The organism is Paenibacillus albiflavus, assembly GCF_004344915.1.
Lineage (GTDB): Bacteria > Bacillota > Bacilli > Paenibacillales > NBRC-103111 > Paenibacillus_AM > Paenibacillus_AM albiflavus.
Map to the genome: position 1 here is coordinate 20,152 of NZ_SKFG01000018.1, position 18,814 is coordinate 38,965.

The 18,814-nt window shown below is 40.7% G+C and carries 19 protein-coding genes; 3 read left to right on the forward strand and 16 right to left on the reverse strand.

Going from position 1 to position 18,814, the window contains the following annotated elements; genetic code table 11:
• Positions 1–12: 12 nt before the first annotated feature.
• The 11 genes from E0485_RS16730 to E0485_RS16780 form a co-directional block, all read right to left on the reverse strand.
• The gene (locus E0485_RS16730; protein ID WP_407944858.1) at positions 13–948 is read right to left on the reverse strand and encodes an ABC transporter permease; all 936 of its coding nucleotides are present in this window, start codon (positions 946–948) and stop codon (positions 13–15) included.
• Between the two features lie 3 nt (positions 949–951).
• Positions 952–1,884 carry an ABC transporter permease gene (locus tag E0485_RS16735; RefSeq protein ID WP_132419226.1) on the reverse strand — a complete coding sequence of 311 codons (933 nt, stop codon included), beginning with the start codon at positions 1,882–1,884 and terminating at the stop codon, positions 952–954.
• Between the two features lie 105 nt (positions 1,885–1,989).
• A complete protein-coding gene (locus E0485_RS16740; RefSeq protein WP_132419227.1) occupies positions 1,990–3,636 on the reverse strand; it encodes a peptide ABC transporter substrate-binding protein in 1,647 nt (548 codons plus the stop codon).
• A 415-nt stretch (positions 3,637–4,051) separates the two neighbouring features.
• Positions 4,052–5,005 (reverse strand): ABC transporter ATP-binding protein, encoded by a 954-nt coding sequence (locus tag E0485_RS16745; RefSeq protein WP_132419228.1) that lies wholly within the window; start codon positions 5,003–5,005, stop codon positions 4,052–4,054.
• Complete coding sequence (locus tag E0485_RS16750; RefSeq protein ID WP_132419229.1) at positions 4,995–6,029, reverse strand: ABC transporter ATP-binding protein; 1,035 nt, start codon at positions 6,027–6,029, stop codon at positions 4,995–4,997. The genes E0485_RS16745 and E0485_RS16750 overlap by 11 nt, the downstream gene beginning before the upstream one ends.
• A 17-nt stretch (positions 6,030–6,046) precedes the next feature.
• Positions 6,047–6,982, reverse strand: a complete 936-nt coding sequence (locus E0485_RS16755; RefSeq protein WP_132419230.1) for an ABC transporter permease — start codon at positions 6,980–6,982, stop codon at positions 6,047–6,049.
• Positions 6,982–7,911, reverse strand: a complete 930-nt coding sequence (locus tag E0485_RS16760) for an ABC transporter permease (protein WP_132419231.1) — start codon at positions 7,909–7,911, stop codon at positions 6,982–6,984. Before E0485_RS16760 ends, E0485_RS16755 begins: the two co-directional genes overlap by 1 nt.
• 106 nt (positions 7,912–8,017) lie before the next feature.
• Complete coding sequence (locus tag E0485_RS16765; protein WP_132419232.1) at positions 8,018–9,697, reverse strand: peptide ABC transporter substrate-binding protein; 1,680 nt, start codon at positions 9,695–9,697, stop codon at positions 8,018–8,020.
• A 635-nt stretch (positions 9,698–10,332) separates the two neighbouring features.
• Positions 10,333–10,722 carry a DUF3397 domain-containing protein gene (locus E0485_RS16770; RefSeq protein WP_132419233.1) on the reverse strand — a complete coding sequence of 130 codons (390 nt, stop codon included), beginning with the start codon at positions 10,720–10,722 and terminating at the stop codon, positions 10,333–10,335.
• Positions 10,723–10,733: 11 nt separating this feature from the next.
• A complete protein-coding gene (locus E0485_RS16775; protein ID WP_165921213.1) occupies positions 10,734–11,678 on the reverse strand; it encodes a ketopantoate reductase family protein in 945 nt (314 codons plus the stop codon).
• 133 nt (positions 11,679–11,811) lie between these two features.
• Complete coding sequence (locus tag E0485_RS16780; protein WP_132419235.1) at positions 11,812–12,468, reverse strand: RsfA family transcriptional regulator; 657 nt, start codon at positions 12,466–12,468, stop codon at positions 11,812–11,814.
• Between the two features lie 316 nt (positions 12,469–12,784).
• On the opposite strand from E0485_RS16780, the gene E0485_RS16785 reads away from it, so the two are divergent.
• Positions 12,785–13,018 carry a DUF2626 domain-containing protein gene (locus E0485_RS16785; protein WP_132419236.1) on the forward strand — a complete coding sequence of 78 codons (234 nt, stop codon included), beginning with the start codon at positions 12,785–12,787 and terminating at the stop codon, positions 13,016–13,018.
• 148 nt (positions 13,019–13,166) lie between these two features.
• On the opposite strand, the gene E0485_RS16790 is transcribed toward E0485_RS16785, so the two are convergent.
• Positions 13,167–14,285, reverse strand: coding sequence for a class I SAM-dependent methyltransferase (locus E0485_RS16790; RefSeq protein ID WP_132419237.1), 1,119 nt, complete (start codon positions 14,283–14,285; stop codon positions 13,167–13,169).
• Between the two features lie 93 nt (positions 14,286–14,378).
• On the opposite strand from E0485_RS16790, the gene E0485_RS16795 reads away from it, so the two are divergent.
• On the forward strand, positions 14,379–15,350 hold the full coding sequence (locus E0485_RS16795; RefSeq protein ID WP_132419238.1) for a hypothetical protein: 972 nt from the start codon (positions 14,379–14,381) through the stop codon (positions 15,348–15,350).
• Between the two features lie 86 nt (positions 15,351–15,436).
• On the forward strand, positions 15,437–16,519 hold the full coding sequence (locus E0485_RS16800) for a coiled-coil domain-containing protein (RefSeq protein WP_132419239.1): 1,083 nt from the start codon (positions 15,437–15,439) through the stop codon (positions 16,517–16,519).
• 24 nt (positions 16,520–16,543) lie between these two features.
• Here E0485_RS16800 and E0485_RS16805 read toward each other — a convergent pair whose 3' ends face one another.
• The 4 genes from E0485_RS16805 to E0485_RS16815 form a co-directional block, all read right to left on the reverse strand.
• Entirely contained in the window at positions 16,544–17,875 is a 1,332-nt protein-coding gene (locus E0485_RS16805) for a PhoH family protein (protein WP_132419240.1), read from the reverse strand.
• 37 nt (positions 17,876–17,912) lie between these two features.
• Complete coding sequence (locus E0485_RS25180; protein WP_165921214.1) at positions 17,913–18,068, reverse strand: hypothetical protein; 156 nt, start codon at positions 18,066–18,068, stop codon at positions 17,913–17,915.
• 96 nt (positions 18,069–18,164) lie between these two features.
• Positions 18,165–18,437 (reverse strand): hypothetical protein, encoded by a 273-nt coding sequence (locus E0485_RS16810; protein ID WP_132419241.1) that lies wholly within the window; start codon positions 18,435–18,437, stop codon positions 18,165–18,167.
• Positions 18,438–18,734, reverse strand: coding sequence for a YlaH-like family protein (locus E0485_RS16815; RefSeq protein WP_328591322.1), 297 nt, complete (start codon positions 18,732–18,734; stop codon positions 18,438–18,440).
• Positions 18,735–18,814 lie beyond the last annotated feature (80 nt).

Sequence of the window (18,814 nt, forward strand, 5' to 3'; positions counted from 1 at the left end):
AACTTCCCCCTTTTACTTACGCATTTTTGGATCTAGTGCATCACGTAATCCATCACCAAGCAAGTTAAAGCTCAAAAGAATTAAGCTGAAAACAATGGCTGGGAAAATAAGGCGATGCGGGAATAATCGAATGTTAGCTGCTCCATCAGTTAATAGCGTACCAAGCGAAGCCATAGGAACCTTAATACCTACACCGATGAACGATAGGAAAGATTCGAAGAAAATTGCTCCTGGTACTGCAAATGTAATTTGAATAACAATAATGCCAAGTGCATTTGGAACTAAATGACGTGTAATAATTCTCCAAGTGGATGCACCCAAAGTTTGAGCTGCAAGCACAAATTCATTCTCTTTAAGCGATAGCATTTGACCACGTACAAGACGAGCCATCTGAGTCCAACCGACTAGAGCATACGCAAGAATAATCGTCCCCATCCCTGCGCCTAATGTAACAATGAGTAGAATTGCAATGATCAGCATAGGAATCGCAATAATGACCTCGATAAAACGTTGCATAATGGTATCAACTTTACCACCATAATAACCAGAGATACCACCATAGATAACCCCGATGACCAAATCAATCGCTGCAGCGGCTAAACCAACGAACAAGGAAATTCGAGTTCCCCACCATACGCGTGTCCATAAATCACGACCAAAGTCATCTGTACCAAACCAATATTGACTGTTAGGTGCAACATTTGTTGCCGTGATGTTTTGCTCTTCATATGAGAAAGATGAGAACATAGGAGCAAAGATTGCCAAAAGCGAAAGAACAACCAAGATGATCAGACCAGCCATAGCCAACTTGTTCATCTTCAGTCTGCGCCATGCATCCTGCCAATACGTTTGAGATGGGCGAACGATCACGTCCCTCTTCAAGGTTTCGCTCGGCAATTTTTCAAACTTTGATTTATCGATATGAGTCATTTGAATATCATTCTGCATTGTCTAGCTACCGCCTTTCCCTAGACGAATTCGTGGATCAATAAATCCATAAAGAACATCAGTGATTAGAATTACACCAACTAATAGTGCTGAATAGAAGATCGTTAGACCAGAAATAAGCGTATAGTCATTTGAATATACAGATTGTACAAAGTGTCTACCTAGACCAGGAACAGCAAAAACTTGCTCGACAACAAGCGTACCTGTAATAACATTCACAAACGCCGGACCAAAAATAGTAAGCACAGGCATTAAGGCATTTCTTAACATATGATTAATGACTACCTTCATTCTGCCTAGGCCTTTAGACTTAGCCGTCTTAATATAGTCCTGATTGATGACATCAAGCATCGATGTACGCATCATCCGTGTCAAAATGGCGATCGTACCAAATGAAAGTGCGATAGCAGGTAACACTCTGCTAGCTGGACTTTCCCACAAACCTGCTGGAAGCCAGCCTAGTTTCACACCAATATAATAGGAAAATAAGGGTCCTAATACAAAAGATGGAACTGATATCCCTAGTACAGCTATGAAACTAGCAGAATAGTCCTGCCACTTATTGTGTCTTAAAGCCGCGATAATTCCGAGACTAAGACCCACAACGAGTGCAATTGCCATTGAAATGGAACCTAGCTCAGCTGATACAGAAAAACCTTGCTTAATAATTTCAGTTACTTCTCTTGCAGGGAATTGGAACGAATACCCAAGATCACCTTGCGCCACATTCCCGATATATTGCAAATATTGCTCCCAGATTGGCTTGTCCAATCCATATTGCTTGGTTAGCATAATCCGAGTCGCTTCAGGAAGTTTCTCCGACCCTGGGCCAAAGGGATCACCAGGTAATAGTTTCATGAGTACAAAAGTCAGTGTAACAATAAGCCACAATGTGATAAGTGTATATCCAAGGCGGCGTAGCGTAAACTTGAGCACGCAGGTTCCTCCTCTATTTATAGAATTATAAATATAAAGAGGGGATACGCGACGTTCTTAAGCGACATCCCCCTCTAAATCTATCAGCTTGAAGCTGGGTTAAAATTACTTAACCTCTGCCCATTTAGCATCCCATTCAAAACCTGATGGAGCTAGAATTAAGTTTTCAATACCAGGTCTGATTAGGAATTTAGCACTTCTAAAGTATAATGGTCCGACAGGCAAATCTTCGATCAATTGCTTTTCAGCATCAACAAGTAATTGTGAACGCTTAGCTGGATCTAATTCTTTTTGAGCTGCTTTTACATTATTTGTATAAGCTTCGCTGTCATAGTTAGGGTAGTTCATGGATGAATCTTTCATCCATAGATCTAGGAAAGTCATTGGATCGTTGTAATCCGCACCCCATAGTGCAATAACAGCATCAAAGTTGCGTGATTTCATTTTTTCAACGCGTGCTGCGAATGGAAGCGGTTCAGCTTCTGCTTCAACACCAAGGTTAGTTTTCCATTGGCTTAATACATACTCAAGCGATTTCTTAGCGGCAGAAGTATCATCAGAAGTTAGTTTGAACTTAGGAATTGAAGTAAGTCCTGCTTCTTTCATACCTTCTTCAAGCAAAGCTTTTGCTTTAGCAACATCATACGCAGGAAGAATGTCTCCTACTACTTTTCTGAACTCTTCACCGTTACCATCTTTTGTACCGTTAGGAACTAGTCCAGTTGCAGGAACGGAACCGTTCTTAAGAACTACATCTACTAGCCCTTGCTTGTCAATTGCCATATTCAAAGCTTGACGAATTTTAGCATTTGAGAAAACAGGATTATCTTTCGTTTGGTATTGGATATAAGAGTTTGTAAGCTCTGGCTTTGTTACCAAGTCTGGCTTGTCTTTGTAAAGCGCAATGTTATCACCAGAAATAGATGTGTAATCTAGTTCTTTTGTTTCATATAGGTTAAGTGCTGTTCCAGCGTCCTTAACAATACTAATGTTGATCTTATTTAGCTTAACGTTAGCAGCATCCCAATAAGATTCATTCTTTTCAAGTGTTAAGTTTTGCTCATGATTCCAAGTTGTTAGTTTAAATGGACCGTTACCGATCACTTTATCAGCATCCGCAGCGAATTTGTTGCCATATTGGCTAACAATATCTTCACGTTGTGGGAAGAATGTAGGGAATGCCAACATTTCTGTAAAGAATCCTTTAGGGGATACTAACTTAATTTCAAGTTGTGTATCGGATAATGCCTTAGCCCCTAATTGGTCTGGTGTTGCAGTACCTGCAACGATTTCAGAACCATTCTCAAGCCATTCCATTAAGAAGCTGTATTGCGCTTTCGTTTCTGGATTAGCTGTACGTTGTAAAGAATATACAAAATCTTGAGCTGTTACAGCCTTACCATCTGACCATTTTGCATCAGGATTAAGATCAATTGTGTAAGTTAATCCATCTTCAGAAATTTTCGGAAGATCTTTTGCAACACCCATTTGTAATTTGCCTTCTTTATCAACGCGGTATAAACCATCAGTAATCGCGTTTAGAACAGAAGCTGCTACGACTGTCGTGGATTTGGACAAGTCTAGTGCTTCTGGCTCAGCACTAAGGTTAAGCTTAATTTCCTGTACTTTGGCTGCTGCTCCTGGAGTACTAGTGCTTTCTGCTGCATCGTTGTTGTTGCTTCCACAACCAGCTACCACGGAACCGACAAGCGTCACGGCAACTGCTGTAGACAATAATTTCTTTTGTTTCATGTAAGACTCCTCCTCATAATGTATGATCTAGATGTATGGCTTGGTGCAATATAGCTAGTATTAGTCGAGTTTAGTATCCCGCACCTGGAACCCAAAAGAATAAGTGTTACATGATTGAAATTATCCATTTTTATGCAATTTAAATATAATATTATTCGATAAATGTATTTATTTGACAATTATATTTAAAAAAAATAAGAAACAGATAATTGACCAATGTATTTTTCTCATTATAGCATAAGGAATTAGTCTGTCTAGCACAAAATAATAAATCCCTGCAAGAAGATGCAGGGATTTGATCCATCTTAAACAACTTATTTTTATGTGTAACGCTTGTTACGCAAGGTTTTTTTTATCACTCATCGTATTTTCAAATTGCGCTGATAGAAATATTCGTTTAACCCAATAGATTTGTTTAATATAAGTGACAAGATACATAATGCTGCGGATAAACTTCCTTCATTGCAGGCATGGATGCTGCACATATTTCCATTGCTTTCGGGCAACGTGTACGGAATGGACATCCGCTTGGCGGGTTTACAGGTGACGGTACTTCACCTTCCAATATGATCCGCTCTCTCACTCGCTCCACTTCCGGATCAGGAATCGGGATTGCTGAAAGTAGAGATTCCGTATACGGATGCAGTGGCTTTGCATATAGCTCGGTCGATGTCGTAACCTCAACAAGATTCCCTAGATACATCACGCCAATCCGATCTGATATGTATTTCACCATTGCCAAATCATGCGCAATGAACAGATAAGTCAATCCATGCTCCTTCTGCAAGCTCTTAAACAAGTTGACCACTTGCGCCTGAATCGATACGTCAAGAGCGGAAATCGGTTCATCAGCGATAATGAACTGTGGTTCAATTGCTAATGCGCGCGCAATTCCGATCCTTTGACGCTGACCGCCTGAGAACTCGTGCGGAAAGCGATTAATATGCTCTTCATTTAAGCCTACCGCTTGAATGAGTTCAGCAACGCGGTCTCTTCTCTTCTTACCTGTATATAAGTTATGGATATCCATTCCTTCAGCTATGCTATTGCCAACTGTCATTCTTGGATTAAGAGAAGCATATGGGTCTTGGAATACCATCGCTGTATTGCGACGAAACTCCCTGAGTTTCTTCCCATTTAGCTTATGAACATCTTGTCCGTTAAATAACACTTCACCTGAAGTTGCATTGTACATCCGAATGATCGTACGACCTGCTGTTGACTTCCCACAGCCTGACTCTCCTACAAGACCAAACGTTTCTCCACGCTTAATTTCGATCGAGAAGCGATCAACTGCCTTAAGGATTTTGCCGCCACCTAGATGAAAATGCTTTTTCATATTGCGAATTTCGAGTATATTATCCGACATGCTGATTGCCTCCTACCTCGACAGGTCGTGTTACTTTGGGTGCATCTGGATGCAAGAGCCAGCATGCTGCACTATGTTGACCCGATACAATGCTATGTTCGGGGTCAATCTCAGTACAAATTCCCATCGCATAGGGACATCTGGCTGCAAATGCACAGCCAACTGGTGGTGCGAATAAATCGGGTGGTGAACCTGGAATTGGCACCAACTCTTCCTTCGCATCCTTATCTAACCGTGGAACTGAACGCAATAGTCCCCAAGTATATGGATGCTTGGAATTGTAGAAGATGTCATCTACTGTTCCCTGCTCCACCACTTTACCTGCGTACATAACGATAACGCGTTGTGCCATGTCGGCCACTAAACCGAGATCGTGTGTAATTAATATTATCGACGCATGCGTCTTATCCGACAACATCTTCATCAATTTTATGATTTGCGCTTGAATTGTAACATCAAGTGCAGTCGTTGGCTCATCTGCGATCAGAAGCTTCGGAGAACAAGCAAGCGCGAGTGCAATCATCACCCGTTGGCGCATTCCGCCTGAGAATTCATGCGGATACTGCTTCACACGACTTTCTGGATTCGCGATTCCGACTAATGACAGCATTTCAACGGCACGTGCCATTGCCTCTTTTTTATTCAAGCCTTGATGCTTCATCAGCCCTTCCGTAATCTGGCTGCCGACTTGCATCGTAGGATTAAGCGAAGTCATCGGATCTTGAAAGATCATCCCCATTTCTTTCCCCCGAATTTTCTCCATCTGCTTATCCGATAATTTCGATATATCAAGGCTCTCATTGAACAGAATCGAACCGCTCTTTATCTTGCCTGGCGGACTCGGAATTAGACGCATAATTGTCTGGGCTGTGACCGATTTACCACATCCGGATTCCCCTACAATCGCGAGAATTTCTCCTTTGTCCAAATGAAATGAAACACCACGGACTGCTTGTACTTCACCTGCATAGGTATGAAAGGATACCTTCAGATCCTTCACTTCTAGCAATCGTTGTTTGCTCATAGTATATCCTCCCTTCTTTACTTACGCATTTTCGGATCAAGCGCATCACGTAGTCCATCACCAAGTAGATTAAAGCTTAGCAGAATTAAGCTAAAGACGATGGCTGGGAACATAACTCGATGCGGGAACAATCGAATATTCGTTGCACCATCAGTTAACAACGTCCCTAGGGAAGCCATCGGCACCTTAATTCCTACACCAATGAAAGATAGGAAGGACTCGAAGAAAATAGCTGCTGGAACCGCAAAAGTAATTTGGACAACTATAATGCCTAATGCATTCGGAACGAGGTGACGGGTTATAATTCGCCAAGTAGAAGCGCCTAATGTTTGAGAAGCGAGAACGAATTCATTCTCCTTGAGTGTTAATACTTGACCCCGCACGAGTCTTGCCATCTGTGTCCACCCAACCAACGCATAAGCCAGTATAATCGTTGACATTCCCGCTCCTAAAGTGATAATAAGCAGAATCGCAATAATAAGCATTGGAATCGCAATGATGATTTCGATAAATCGCTGCATGATGTTATCCAATCTTCCGCCATAATAACCCGAAATTCCACCGTAGATCACACCGATAACTAGATCAATCAATGCTGCTGTCAAGCCAATAAAAAGTGAAATCCTTGTTCCCCACCAGACGCGTGTCCATAGATCACGTCCAAAGTCATCTGTTCCAAACCAATACGTGCTATTTGGAGTTACATTCGTCATTTTCAAATTCTGTTCATCATAAGCATACTGTGTTAAAAAAGGAGCAACTATCGCCATAATAGACAAGAAACATAATATAATTAAACCAGCCATCGCTAGTTTGTTTTTCTTAAGTCGGCGCCACGCATCCTTCCAATAAGATTGAGATGGGCGGACGATGGCTTCACTTTGTAATGATTCCACCGGCAGTCGTGAGAACCTTGACTTATCAATTGGACTCGGTTGCAAATTTGGCTGCATTACTTAGCTCCACCTTTCCCTAGACGTATTCGTGGATCAATAAATCCATATAGAATATCTGTTATAAACACAACAGCTACTAACAGAACCGAATAGAAAATTGTTAAGCCAGAAATCAACGTATAATCATTCGTATTAACGGAATTTACAAATTGTTTTCCTAGCCCTGGAACAGCAAATATCTGCTCTACGACAAGCGTCCCCGTGATAACGTTTACAAAAGTAGGTCCGAAAATAGTTAGAACGGGCAATAGCGAGTTACGAAGCATATGACTTGTAATGATTCTGCCCTTACTTAGTCCCTTGGATTTAGCTGTCTTAATATAATCTTGATGGATGACATCCAGCATAGAGGTACGCATCATTCTAGTGAGAATGGCGATTGTACCAAAGGCTAATGCAAGTGAAGGCATGATCCGATTGGCTGGCCCCTCCCATAATGCGGCTGGCAATATAGCGAGCTTGACTCCTATGTAATAAGAGAGCATAGGCCCAAGTACAAACGATGGAATGGATATTCCGAGTACTGCAATAAAGCTAGAGGAATAATCTTGCCATTTATTATGTTTGAGTGCAGCAATAATCCCTAATACTAATCCAACGATAAGAGCAAATGACATCGAGATAACACCTAATTCTGCTGACACCGAAAAGCCTTGCTTAATCACTTCAACTACTTCTCTGGCAGGAAATTGAAATGAATAGCCAAGATCCCCCTGCGCCAAATTACCCATGTATTTCAAGTACTGCTCCCATATAGGGCGATCTAATCCATACTGCTGACCTAACATTTGACGCGTTGCGGCAGGAAGCTTCTCGGAGTTAAATGGATCGCCAGGTAAAATTTTCATCAGTACAAAAGTTAATGTACAGATCAGCCACAATGTGATTAATGTATAAACAAGACGCTTCAGCGTAAACTTGAGCACACAACTTTCCTCCCTGTTCTAATGATGGCATGTTCAGTTAAAAAAAGGGGACGCCCACCTATAGTGCCGTCCCCTTCTAATTAATCACATCGCATGCAAGTCACAATTACTTGATTTTAGCCCATTTGATTTCAAATTCTATTGCAAGTGGAGGTAAGAACATTCCTTCCACATTCGGGCGAACAAGGTACTTTCTAGCTGAGAAGTAAAGTGGACCTATAGGCATATCTTCAATTAATTGTTTCTCGGCATCAAGCATCAATTTAGAACGTTTCGCCAAATCTGTTTCTTTTTGGCTTTCTAGCACATTCTTCGTAAATGCTGCACTATTATAGTTCACATCGTTGAACGGTGAACCCTCATACCACATATCAAGGAAAGTTGAAGCATCGTTATAGTCTGCGCTCCAGCCAGCTAGCACCAAATCAAAGTTTTTGGAATGCATTTTCTCAATACGAGCTTTACCTGGCATTGGCTCTGGATCAATATCAATGCCCAGGTTAGTTTTCCATTGGGAAATCAAGAATTCCAGAATTTTCTTCGCTCTTGTGTTATCGCTAGTTGTTAATTTGACTTTCGGGAATGCAGTCAGCTTCAATTCTGCCATACCTTTAGCAAGGTAATCTTTAGCTTTAGCCGCATCGAATGGAGGCATAACATCGCCATTTAGCTTTCTGAAATCTTGTCCGTTACCATCTAATGTTCCGTTAGGAATAAGACCTGTTGCCGGTAAAGAACCGTCCTTTAGAACAACGTCAACTAACGCTTGACGGTCAATGGAAAGAGCCATTGCTTTACGAATATTAGCATTTGAGAATACAGGGTGATCCTTGTTTTGATACTGGATATACCAGTTGCCTACCTCTGGTCTACTTACAAGATCTGGTTTGCCTTTATATAAAGCGATGTTATCGCCTTGAACCGTGGCATAATCCAGTTCCTTGGTTTCATACAAATTGAGCTCTGTTCCGTTATCTGCAACCATCGTTAATGTAACTTTGGTTAGATTCACGTTTGCAGCATCCCAATAATTTTCACTTTTTTCTAGAACCATGCTTTGGTCATGTGTCCAGCTTGTTAATTTGAATGGGCCGTTAGTAATTAACTTATCAGCGTCTGCTCCATTCTTCTCACCATACTTGGTCACGATATCTTCACGTTGTGGCAAGAAAGTCGGGAACGCTAGAATATTCGTAAAGAAGCTCTTAGGTGAATCAAGTGTAATTTCAAGCTGAGTATCGGATAGCGCTTTAACACCTAATGTATCTGGTTGCGCCTTACCCGCTTGAATATCAGCTCCACCCTTAAGCCATTCCATCATGAAACCATATTGAGCAGCAGTTTCTTTTGCTGCTGTACGACGGAAGGAATACACGAAGTCTTGGGCTTTAACAGGCACACCGTCTGTCCATTTTGCATCAGGGTTCAGGTCAATCGTATAAACGAGACCATCTGCAGATATCTTAGGAGCAGCTTTAGCAACACCCATAGTGATCTTCCCATCCTTATCAAGACGGTACAACCCATCCATGAGGGCGTTAATAACATCAGCCGCACCAACTGATGTTTGTTTCGAAACGTCCAGCGCTTCTGGCTCCGTAACAAGATTCATCTTAATTTCTTGCTTGACATTCGATACAGGTGCAGGTGTGCTAGTGCTATTACCTGGCGCTTGAGAAGCCGCAGGTGTATTAGCAGCATTTCCACCGCCACTGCTACAGCCAGCTACTAATGAGCCAATCAAGGTCACTGCAACTGCCGTTGATAACATTTTTTTCTGCTTCATGTAAGACCCTCCTCATAATATTAAGAAACTTATATATGGCTAGGTGCTTAAGAGGTAAGCGCTTTAAGTCAAATCTACACCAAAAACCCAGACTAAATAATTCAATTTTATGATTTATTTGATTTATCAGATTATTTAATGGTTAAAAAGACAAATAGGTATTTTTAACCATTCTTCTAACGATTATATTAAAGCATAGGCATTATCCTGTCTACTACAAAATATAAGGTTTGGTCCCATAAGAAGGAATATTGTGCATGATTGCAGCCGACTTAAAACTTTTTCTTAGCTTCACGTAAGACCCTCCTCTATAAATTCAATAAGATATATGGTCAGGTGCTATAGAAGTAATCGGAGTATATGAAGTCTAGGCACCGATAAACAACTTGAATTTTTTTAAAAAATGAATACTCAGTCATTTAATTTTTTTCTCATTATAGCACAAGAATTTGAGCTGTAACCTATTTCTAATAAATACTTTTATAGTCATCATATATCACTAAAAAATACCAATTTGGTCATTTTAAAAAAGTGCTCCAATACCGCTTGCACTCAACAAAAAACGTGTTTCGAATGCGAACTCGATCTTAGCAGATCAAGCGATTCAAAACACGTTCTATTCTAATTGTATAGTACTAAAATAATTGCCTGATTAGTTCTATGAGAAGCAGAATGATATAGCAGATCGACAGCACCATAAAAGCTAGTCGCCAAATGATTCGCATTACTTTAGGGACGTTGGACTCACCTTTTAATCGATATTGATAACCGCCTACGACGCCAAATGCAATTAATAACATGAGAATGATGAACCACCAGCTAAATTTGAAACCCATAATCGAATTTGCAAGACCTGCCACCGATGTGATTAAGAAGAAGGTTGAGATATCCATAGCAAGTTGTGTTGATCTCTTCTTATCCTTCCACATAAAATAGCAGATTCCCCATACAGCGGCAAAAACGACGTACGGAATGACTGATAGGACAATATATGTAGTTTTGAGAATAGCAAGTACTGTTGTCATCGTCACTTCTCCTATGAAGTATCCATCGTTTTAACAAGATGATAAACCGTTTGATTAACAGGTAAGGCTAAATGATGCTTATCTCCAATTGTAAGTAAAGCACCGTTAATCCAATTGATTTCTGTTGATCGTCCAGCAAGTACATCCTGAAGCATCGAAGAATGATTGGCAGCAGTCCGTTCACATACCTCCACAATCTGTTCCCACAAATCCTCTGATAAGCTGATGGATTCGGCTTGTGCCACCTTCAGGGCTTCCGCATATAAATTACGCATGACCTGAATGCTGTGTTCAGATTGAATTAATTGACCATTCTTCACTCGAAGTATTGCTGTAAGTGGATTAATAACAGAATTAATCACTAGCTTATTCCATACTTTGGTTATGATTCGATTCGACGTTTCCGCTCGAAATCCTGCTGATTTTAGCAGATTACATAAATCTTTTATTTCCGAAGGAGCGGAATTTGGCTTAGATGGACCCATATAAGTGATCCCATGCCCTGTATGCTGAACGGTTGTAGCTGATATTCTCTTGGCCCCTTCCGTAGTAATAGCGAGGTATATTTGGTCGCTCGAAATCTGGGTTATCAAACGTTCCACATGCCCTGTCCCATTCTGGAAGCAGATGAGCTTGCTTGTCTTGCCTAGTCTAGCAGCTACATTTCGAATAAATGAATCGTCTATTGCAAACTGCTTAACGGTTAATAACACATAATCAGGGACATCCGCTAAACGATTATCATATGCTGGATTTTCATACGAACTAATGATGAACTCCGGATTTGGCTGTAGATTACGCTCATCTATTTGATCTTTCACTTGAATTCCTTCTGCAAGCAAGGCATCAGCCTGCGCCTGTGTACGTGTAACAAGCTCAATCCTCTTGCAATACGAAGCTAGCTTAGCTGTTAATAACATACCAAGCGAACCAGCGCCAATCACGACTATATTCATACCTTCCCTCCTCTCTTGCTGCTCACTGTTTAATGATACCATTAATACAAAAAATCTGCCCGCTGTAGAAGTACAGAGGCAGATTTTATTGTGCTGCTGTATAACGATTAAGCTGTTTCTACTTATCATCTATCTAATCAATTCGCTCCAAGTTACCATTGGCGTCCATTTTGAACCGCGGCTTGGATTCTTCTTCCTCTTCTACGAGAAATGCCATCTTCCTAGCACGATCCATAATTTGAATTAGCGCTTTATAATCATCGTTAACAACCCGATAATCGGTTTCAACTTCATTCACTTGCTTGTTAAGACGATCATTTTCTTTGCGAATTCGAATCATTTCCTCATGCTTCTCTTGCAACTCACGATCTAATTGACGAATTTGTCTGTTCATTTCTTGATAGATCGTCTTCCATTGACGCAAGAATCGAATAACGGAATCAATAGATAAGGATTCCTCGGTAAAAGACTCCGCCTTGCTAGCTGTTGTATCTGTTATCTCTAGTGCTGAAATCGAGGAAGTACTCACAGAATGTACCGCTGCCGCATGCTTTTTCAGCTGGCTGCGCTTCTGACGCTGCGCTTTGGCTATATGGATTGCTGCATCATATTTTTTACGAACAAATGAATTCCAACGGAATCCACAGGCTGCTGCCGTCCTTCCTATTCTCTCACCTACCTCTTCGAATGCAGATAGTTGTGTACTACCTTCTCGAATATGTCTGAGAGTAACATCTGCCAATATTAAATCATCTTCATCGCTCCATGCGTCCTGCCTGATTGCTGTCATATAAACAATCCTCCTAACATTAAGGTTCTAAATGTAAAGTCCATTATTATCGCTACATCCAAAGAAGAGTCGAATTCACGAAGTATACAGTGCATACAGTTATCCCATTATTAAATCTCTATGCCCATACTAGAGTTCATAGAATCTATTTGATACTATTCGGTATTGCCATTTTTTTGGAGGCTCATACATATCACGGTTATTTCCATACACAAAATGTTTTTAATTTTGCCATTATTGAACGTTTACAGTGACAATTGTTATAGGTATAATAAAATTTAGAAAATTGCAACGTTGTATGAGAGGGGGATGCCTTATGGGTCGCATGTACCGAGTTCTTGGATTTTGGACGTTGATGATAGGATTAATGAGTCTTGCAGGTGACATGATTCCGATGGCGTTAATTTTCTTTGCGCAATCAGTTATGTTTGTAATTCTCGGCTACTTAAAGTTGTCAGAACGTACATATATCATCTTATTCTGGGCATACATGGTCATAGCTTTTTCCGGCTTCACCTACTGGTCAGTATTCAAATTAACTGTGGTTTAAGCACATCCAAGAAGTTATGGTTTCACCGTCTATAAGGACGGATGCATTTCTTAAGGTATTACCTGAAAATTATGACACAAAGGTTATAATTTCTATAATACAAAGAAGAAACGAGCTTATCTCCAAGAGGTAAGCTCGTTTTATATTCTTATTTATGAGCAATAAATACCTTGAATAACTCACTCATGTTATCACTGATTAATAACTGCCTAATCGCGCGGTTGCGCTTGGCTGCGGCTGAGAACGGATCAAGCCCGAAGGTATCCTGAAGCTTGCCAAGTATTCCTTGATCCACGAGAAATTGCCTCTGGGTAACCAGTTTATCAACATGCAATCCTGCATGTTCAGCAGCATGCTTGCAAGCCGTAAAATTCACATGTGCTGTAATATCCTGTTCCCCCACATAATCGTATGGGGCATCCAGCGCTTGATGCTTCCGATAGCACATAAGCGTTCCTAGCATTCGATGCTGCGCATATATTTCTTCTGCTACATCGCCGTAATCAATGGCAATAAGCTGGCCTCGTTCTAACTGCTGTGCTAGTCGAGCAATCCATTGTTTACTATCTAAATTGACTTCCGCAATCTGTCCTTCAAATAGCTTAATTCCCTCTTCCTCTAGATATGCTCGAATATCCACATTTTCTAAAGGGTACCACTGCTCAATAAATTCTTCTTGTGCCGCGTCCCAGCTAACCCAATTCTCTTCAAACTGCTCCCCTTTATAGCGTATGCGATGTACCGCAAAGGCATCAAGCAGCTCATTAGCCAGATGAATCGTTAGTCCCTGCGCTGGACTCTTGTGCCAAGCATCCTCCGTCATCCAGCTAACTTGATTCGCATGATGCCGCAGAGCCTCTACCTGCAATTGTTGATGATAGGGACTTGATTCAATCATGATATAGCGTATTTCTCCATAGAGTTCTGAAGATATGCGCTGAAGCTGATCTAGCAAATGTACAGCAAGTCTTCCATTGCCTCCTCCCCACTCTACGATCGTCAAAGGAACTATTTTCTCATATTGCGTATCCCAAGTTTTCACCACATAATCTGCGAGTGTCTCACCCATAATGGTCCCGATTGAAGAACTCGTATAGAAATCCCCTTCAGGTCCAATCTTGATTGCAGAGCTTCTATAATAACCGTACTCTTCATGATACAAGCATAAATTCATAAAATCATAAAAAGAAATAGCAGATTTACGATTGTTCTGAATCGCCTGCTGCAATACGGTGACCAAGTTCTTATTCCCTAGTGTTGATTTCAATGATCAGCACCTCAATTCCCTAATTAATAGCCCATGACAAGAAGATAAATAACCGATATAATAATTTTGTCTAACTTGAAGGGAGAACCATATATGTTCAAAAAATCATTTAACACAATTATACTGCTTATTCTAATCAGTAGTCTCTTAATTGCTTGTACGAATAATCAAGAAATTCAGACGACAGCATTACAAGCGATCGCCAAACAAAGTGAAATGAAGTCTTATTCCTTTGAAGGCAGTGCAAAGCTTGGATTAGGCGATGGCCTCATCCCTGCAACGAATCCACTAACACTTGGAATCGTCAATATGCTCAAAGAAAGTACAATCGAATGGAAAGGCGCTACCGAGAACAATCCTGCTAGATTGGAAGCTACACTAAAGCTCACACCCAATAGCTCCAATTCGCAGCTTGAATTACCCTTACTTATTAAAGATAACAAATTGTATTTTAATATTCCAGCAATCAATAAGCCAGGAGAATTCTTTGTAATGGATTTGTCCACAAGCAGCATAGGATCTAATAATGGCATTCATCCTGAAGCACTGCAGCAAACTTCCGCTACGTTATCCGAGGTCATGCGTATCCTATTTGCAAGCGCTGAAGCCAAATGGCTCCATGAAGATAAAGAACCTGCTTCGCTTCCGGATGGGACAACTGGCACCAGCATTCGTTTGGAAATTACATCCAACAATGAAAAGGCTGTAAATCAAATGATGCAATCCAAATCAGGAGAAATGATTGACAAGCTTGCATCAAGTGGAATAATCAGTTCAGCAACTGCTGAGGCTTGGAAAAAGAGCAAGGAAACCAAAATCGAACTTAAAGCTCCTAGTCAATTGCAGCTTATTATCGACAAAGACGGGAATATCAGAAGTCAGTCCATTGACCTAAAGCTAGCGATCACGGATGAGAATGGCACAACGAATACACATGCCATAACTTTTGAGCAAAGCTATAGCAATATCAATACAGCTCCTGATTTTCAAATGGCTATTCCAGAGAACGCCAAATCTTTTGATGATGTACTTCAATTCCTGGCTCCAAATAAAACGAATAAGTAACATTATTTTAACCACATGCCTCCTACATCAGGGGGCAAATTTTATAATTCCTAAATACATGCTAATCTAATGGGGGGAGGGATGGTATGAAGGGATTTTTGCGAATTTTCTTATGTTTATTATTGATGTTTATCTGTATCTCTCCTCTCATTATAGGAGCAAATGCCGAAGAAAAGTCGATAAGTACAGAGGAAGCCGATATTAGAGAGCTTTTACAGAAGAGTCTTACGATTCAAGAGATCGATCGGGAGCTCGAGAGACTAACGGCAAAGGATGCCAAGCTCGTACAAGCAATGAGCGACAATGAGACCTTGATCAATCAGCAAAAAGAAGAAATGAAAGGCGTTAAAGATAAAGCCGGTAAAATACTTAGGTCCTATTATACAGGTGATCGACCTTCCATTATACAAGTCTTGCTTACAGCCGATTCGTTAAGTGACTTATTTAAAACACTGGAATACATGAATATGATTGTTACGCATGATTCGAGAGTGCTTACAAGCTACAAATCTTCTCAAGAGAAGCTTCAAACTCTGCAGCAGGAGCTTGCCAAGCAGCGTGATGAGCTAGCAACAGCCAAAGCGGATTACATCGCCCAAAAAGAACGCATACTCCTGCTGCAAGCAGAACTAGATAATCTTCTTGCCCAAAGCGATAACAAAGATAAATTAATCGAACAAATCAATGCGCTTAATGATCAGTGGCGTACGAAAGGACTCCCTTTATTTAATCAATATTTAACGGAGCTCTCTAAATCAATGTCCAGCTTCACTGAATTGTTGTCCAAAGACAATTTCAAGTTAACGAGTCTAAACAGTGCGGAATTTATCATTTCAGATGCACAGCTTAATCAATTCCTGCGATCGAAGAATAAGGTATTTGATAATCTGAACTTTACATTTGAAAATGATTATTTCATCGCAGAAGGTCATGAAGACGACATCCAAGTATCCATCAAAGGCACCTATACATTACATGAAGATAAAATCAAATTTGAACTTTTGGGACTTACGTTCAATCAATTCGACTTGCCTGACACGACGATCAAAGATTTAAATGAACAATACACTCTCGGCATAGATCCTTCACAGTTCTCATCCATATTTACCGCAGATGGTGTCGTCGTTGAGCAAGGCAAAATTACAATCAAATTGAAAATGAAATTCTAAATCAGGCTCTTCGAACCTAACATATCATAACAAATCGGCTGCTAATTGAGCGAGGTGAGAACGTTCACCTCGCTCTAACATGATATGGCCACTTATGGATTCGGCTTTGAACCTCTCTACTGCATAGGTTAATCCATTGCTCATCGCATCCAAATAAGGATGATCGATTTGATTCGGATCACCTAACAAGACGATTTTACTCCCCTCGCCGACACGTGAGACGATTGTCTTTACTTCATGTCTTGATAAATTCTGCGCTTCATCAATAATGATGAATTGTCCAGGAATAGAGCGGCCACGAATATAAGTCAGGGCTTCTACCTGGATAGAGCCTAATCCTGCCAATATTTTATCAATATCTCCCGTCTTTTTGGTATCAAATAAGAATTCCAGATTATCGTAAATTGGCTGCATCCAGGGGCGCAGCTTCTCATCCTTCTCCCCAGGCAAGAAGCCGATATCCTTCCCCATCGGAACAACAGGTCTTGCGATCAGCAGCTTTTTGTATTTATGTTCATCTTCCACCTTCATTAAGCCTGCTGCGAGTGTTAGAAGGGTTTTGCCTGTTCCTGCCTTCCCGGTCAGCGTGACAAACGGGATATCATCATTCAGAAGCAGTTCAAGCGCCATACGTTGCTGTGCATTGCGTGCAGAAATCCCCCAGATCGGATCATTGCTTAAATAAAGTGGCTCAAGCTTCTTCCCATCCGCACTGACTTTAAGGAGGGCAGATTTGGATGTGCCAAGCTCATCTCTGAGAATAACAAATTCATGAGGAAGTAACGTATAGGGAAGGGATAAACTGGAAATATTCAGAAATCGAAAGGAATAGAATTCATCGATTATGGCTGGATGCACCTTTAATGTTGCATATCCCTGATACATTTCGGTTGAATGCACGATCCGGTCGCTTAAATAGTCCTGTGCCGTTAAGCCAAGCACATCTGCTTTCACTCGTACTAACGTATCTTTACTGACTACAATAACAGGTCTAGGCTCTGTCTTTGTTTGTTCTTCCAAGTGATAGTTCATGGCGAGCGCAAGTATGCGATTATCATTCGATAATTCAACGAATAACTCCTCAACCTTGCCAAGTAATCGATGATTCAATTCTACCTTAATAATCCCGCCATTCTCTAAATCAATACCATCGCTTATTCTGCCTTTAGCTCTTAGTCCATCAAGCAGCCTAGCCACGGTTCGTGCATTGCGCCCTATTTCATCCGCCAATCGCTTCTTCGAATCGATTTCCTCCAGTACAACAGCAGGGATAATGACATCATTGTCTTCAAAAGCATAGATCGCATTCGGATCCTGCAGAAGAACATTCGTATCCAATACATAGATTTTTCTCATGAAACGTCATCCTCCCCCAATAGGCTGATTACACTGATTATTGTTTTGAACCACTAAAAAAGCCCAGACGGAGTTCACCGTCTAGGCTTAATTCACCATTGCATATGGAATCGATCTGCAGCGCAAAGCAACTTGGTTTAGAACGCTGATCGAAAAACAATTGATCCGTAAGAGAAGTGATTGCTTCAGCCATCAATTAACCTCCTACTGCCGGTTTCGAATTCCACTTTAGGAATATTATAACATATGGACATAGGGGATTCCATGTGAAAATGTCCACTGTAAACGCTTAATTATACTTGGGATTCGAATTAATATCAGAGAGAAGCTTCTCAGCTAATTCCCGATCATATTTAAGCTCAAGTTGCCTACCTTCTTGCGTATATTGAATGTAATAAGCATGATCATCTGTTCGATCTACTACATAATGATCAAGCTTATGATCTTCAGTCAGGATTGTTTCAAAAAACTGAAGGGTTTCAGTAGCCGCGCCATCATCCGTGCGTGCATCTGAAACTATTTTCATTTGCAGCCAATTAAAAATAGCATCTTCAAGCTTCATCTACGCTTTTCCCTCTTTCTTGTGGCTTCGATCCTCAATAAAATGACGTACACGCACAATCAGCATCAACAATATAGCTACACCTAAACAAAGGATAATCGGTAATCTACCAAGCACTTGGAAGAATAGCAACATAACTGAACCAATGGCAATAATGACATATACGAGAATTGTTTTGCCAATTGATAGTTTCTGCTGCACACGAAATACTTTGTTGTAAACAAATGCAACAAACACGAAAATTATGAAAAATGTAATGAAAGGATGGTTCAAAAACCATTCATTCAGCGCAGCCATTACCTCAGCTCCTTATCATTAGAAAATAGTACAAGAATAAACAGCTTTGCCGCCCCATATAGGACGGCCGCTGTTCACTC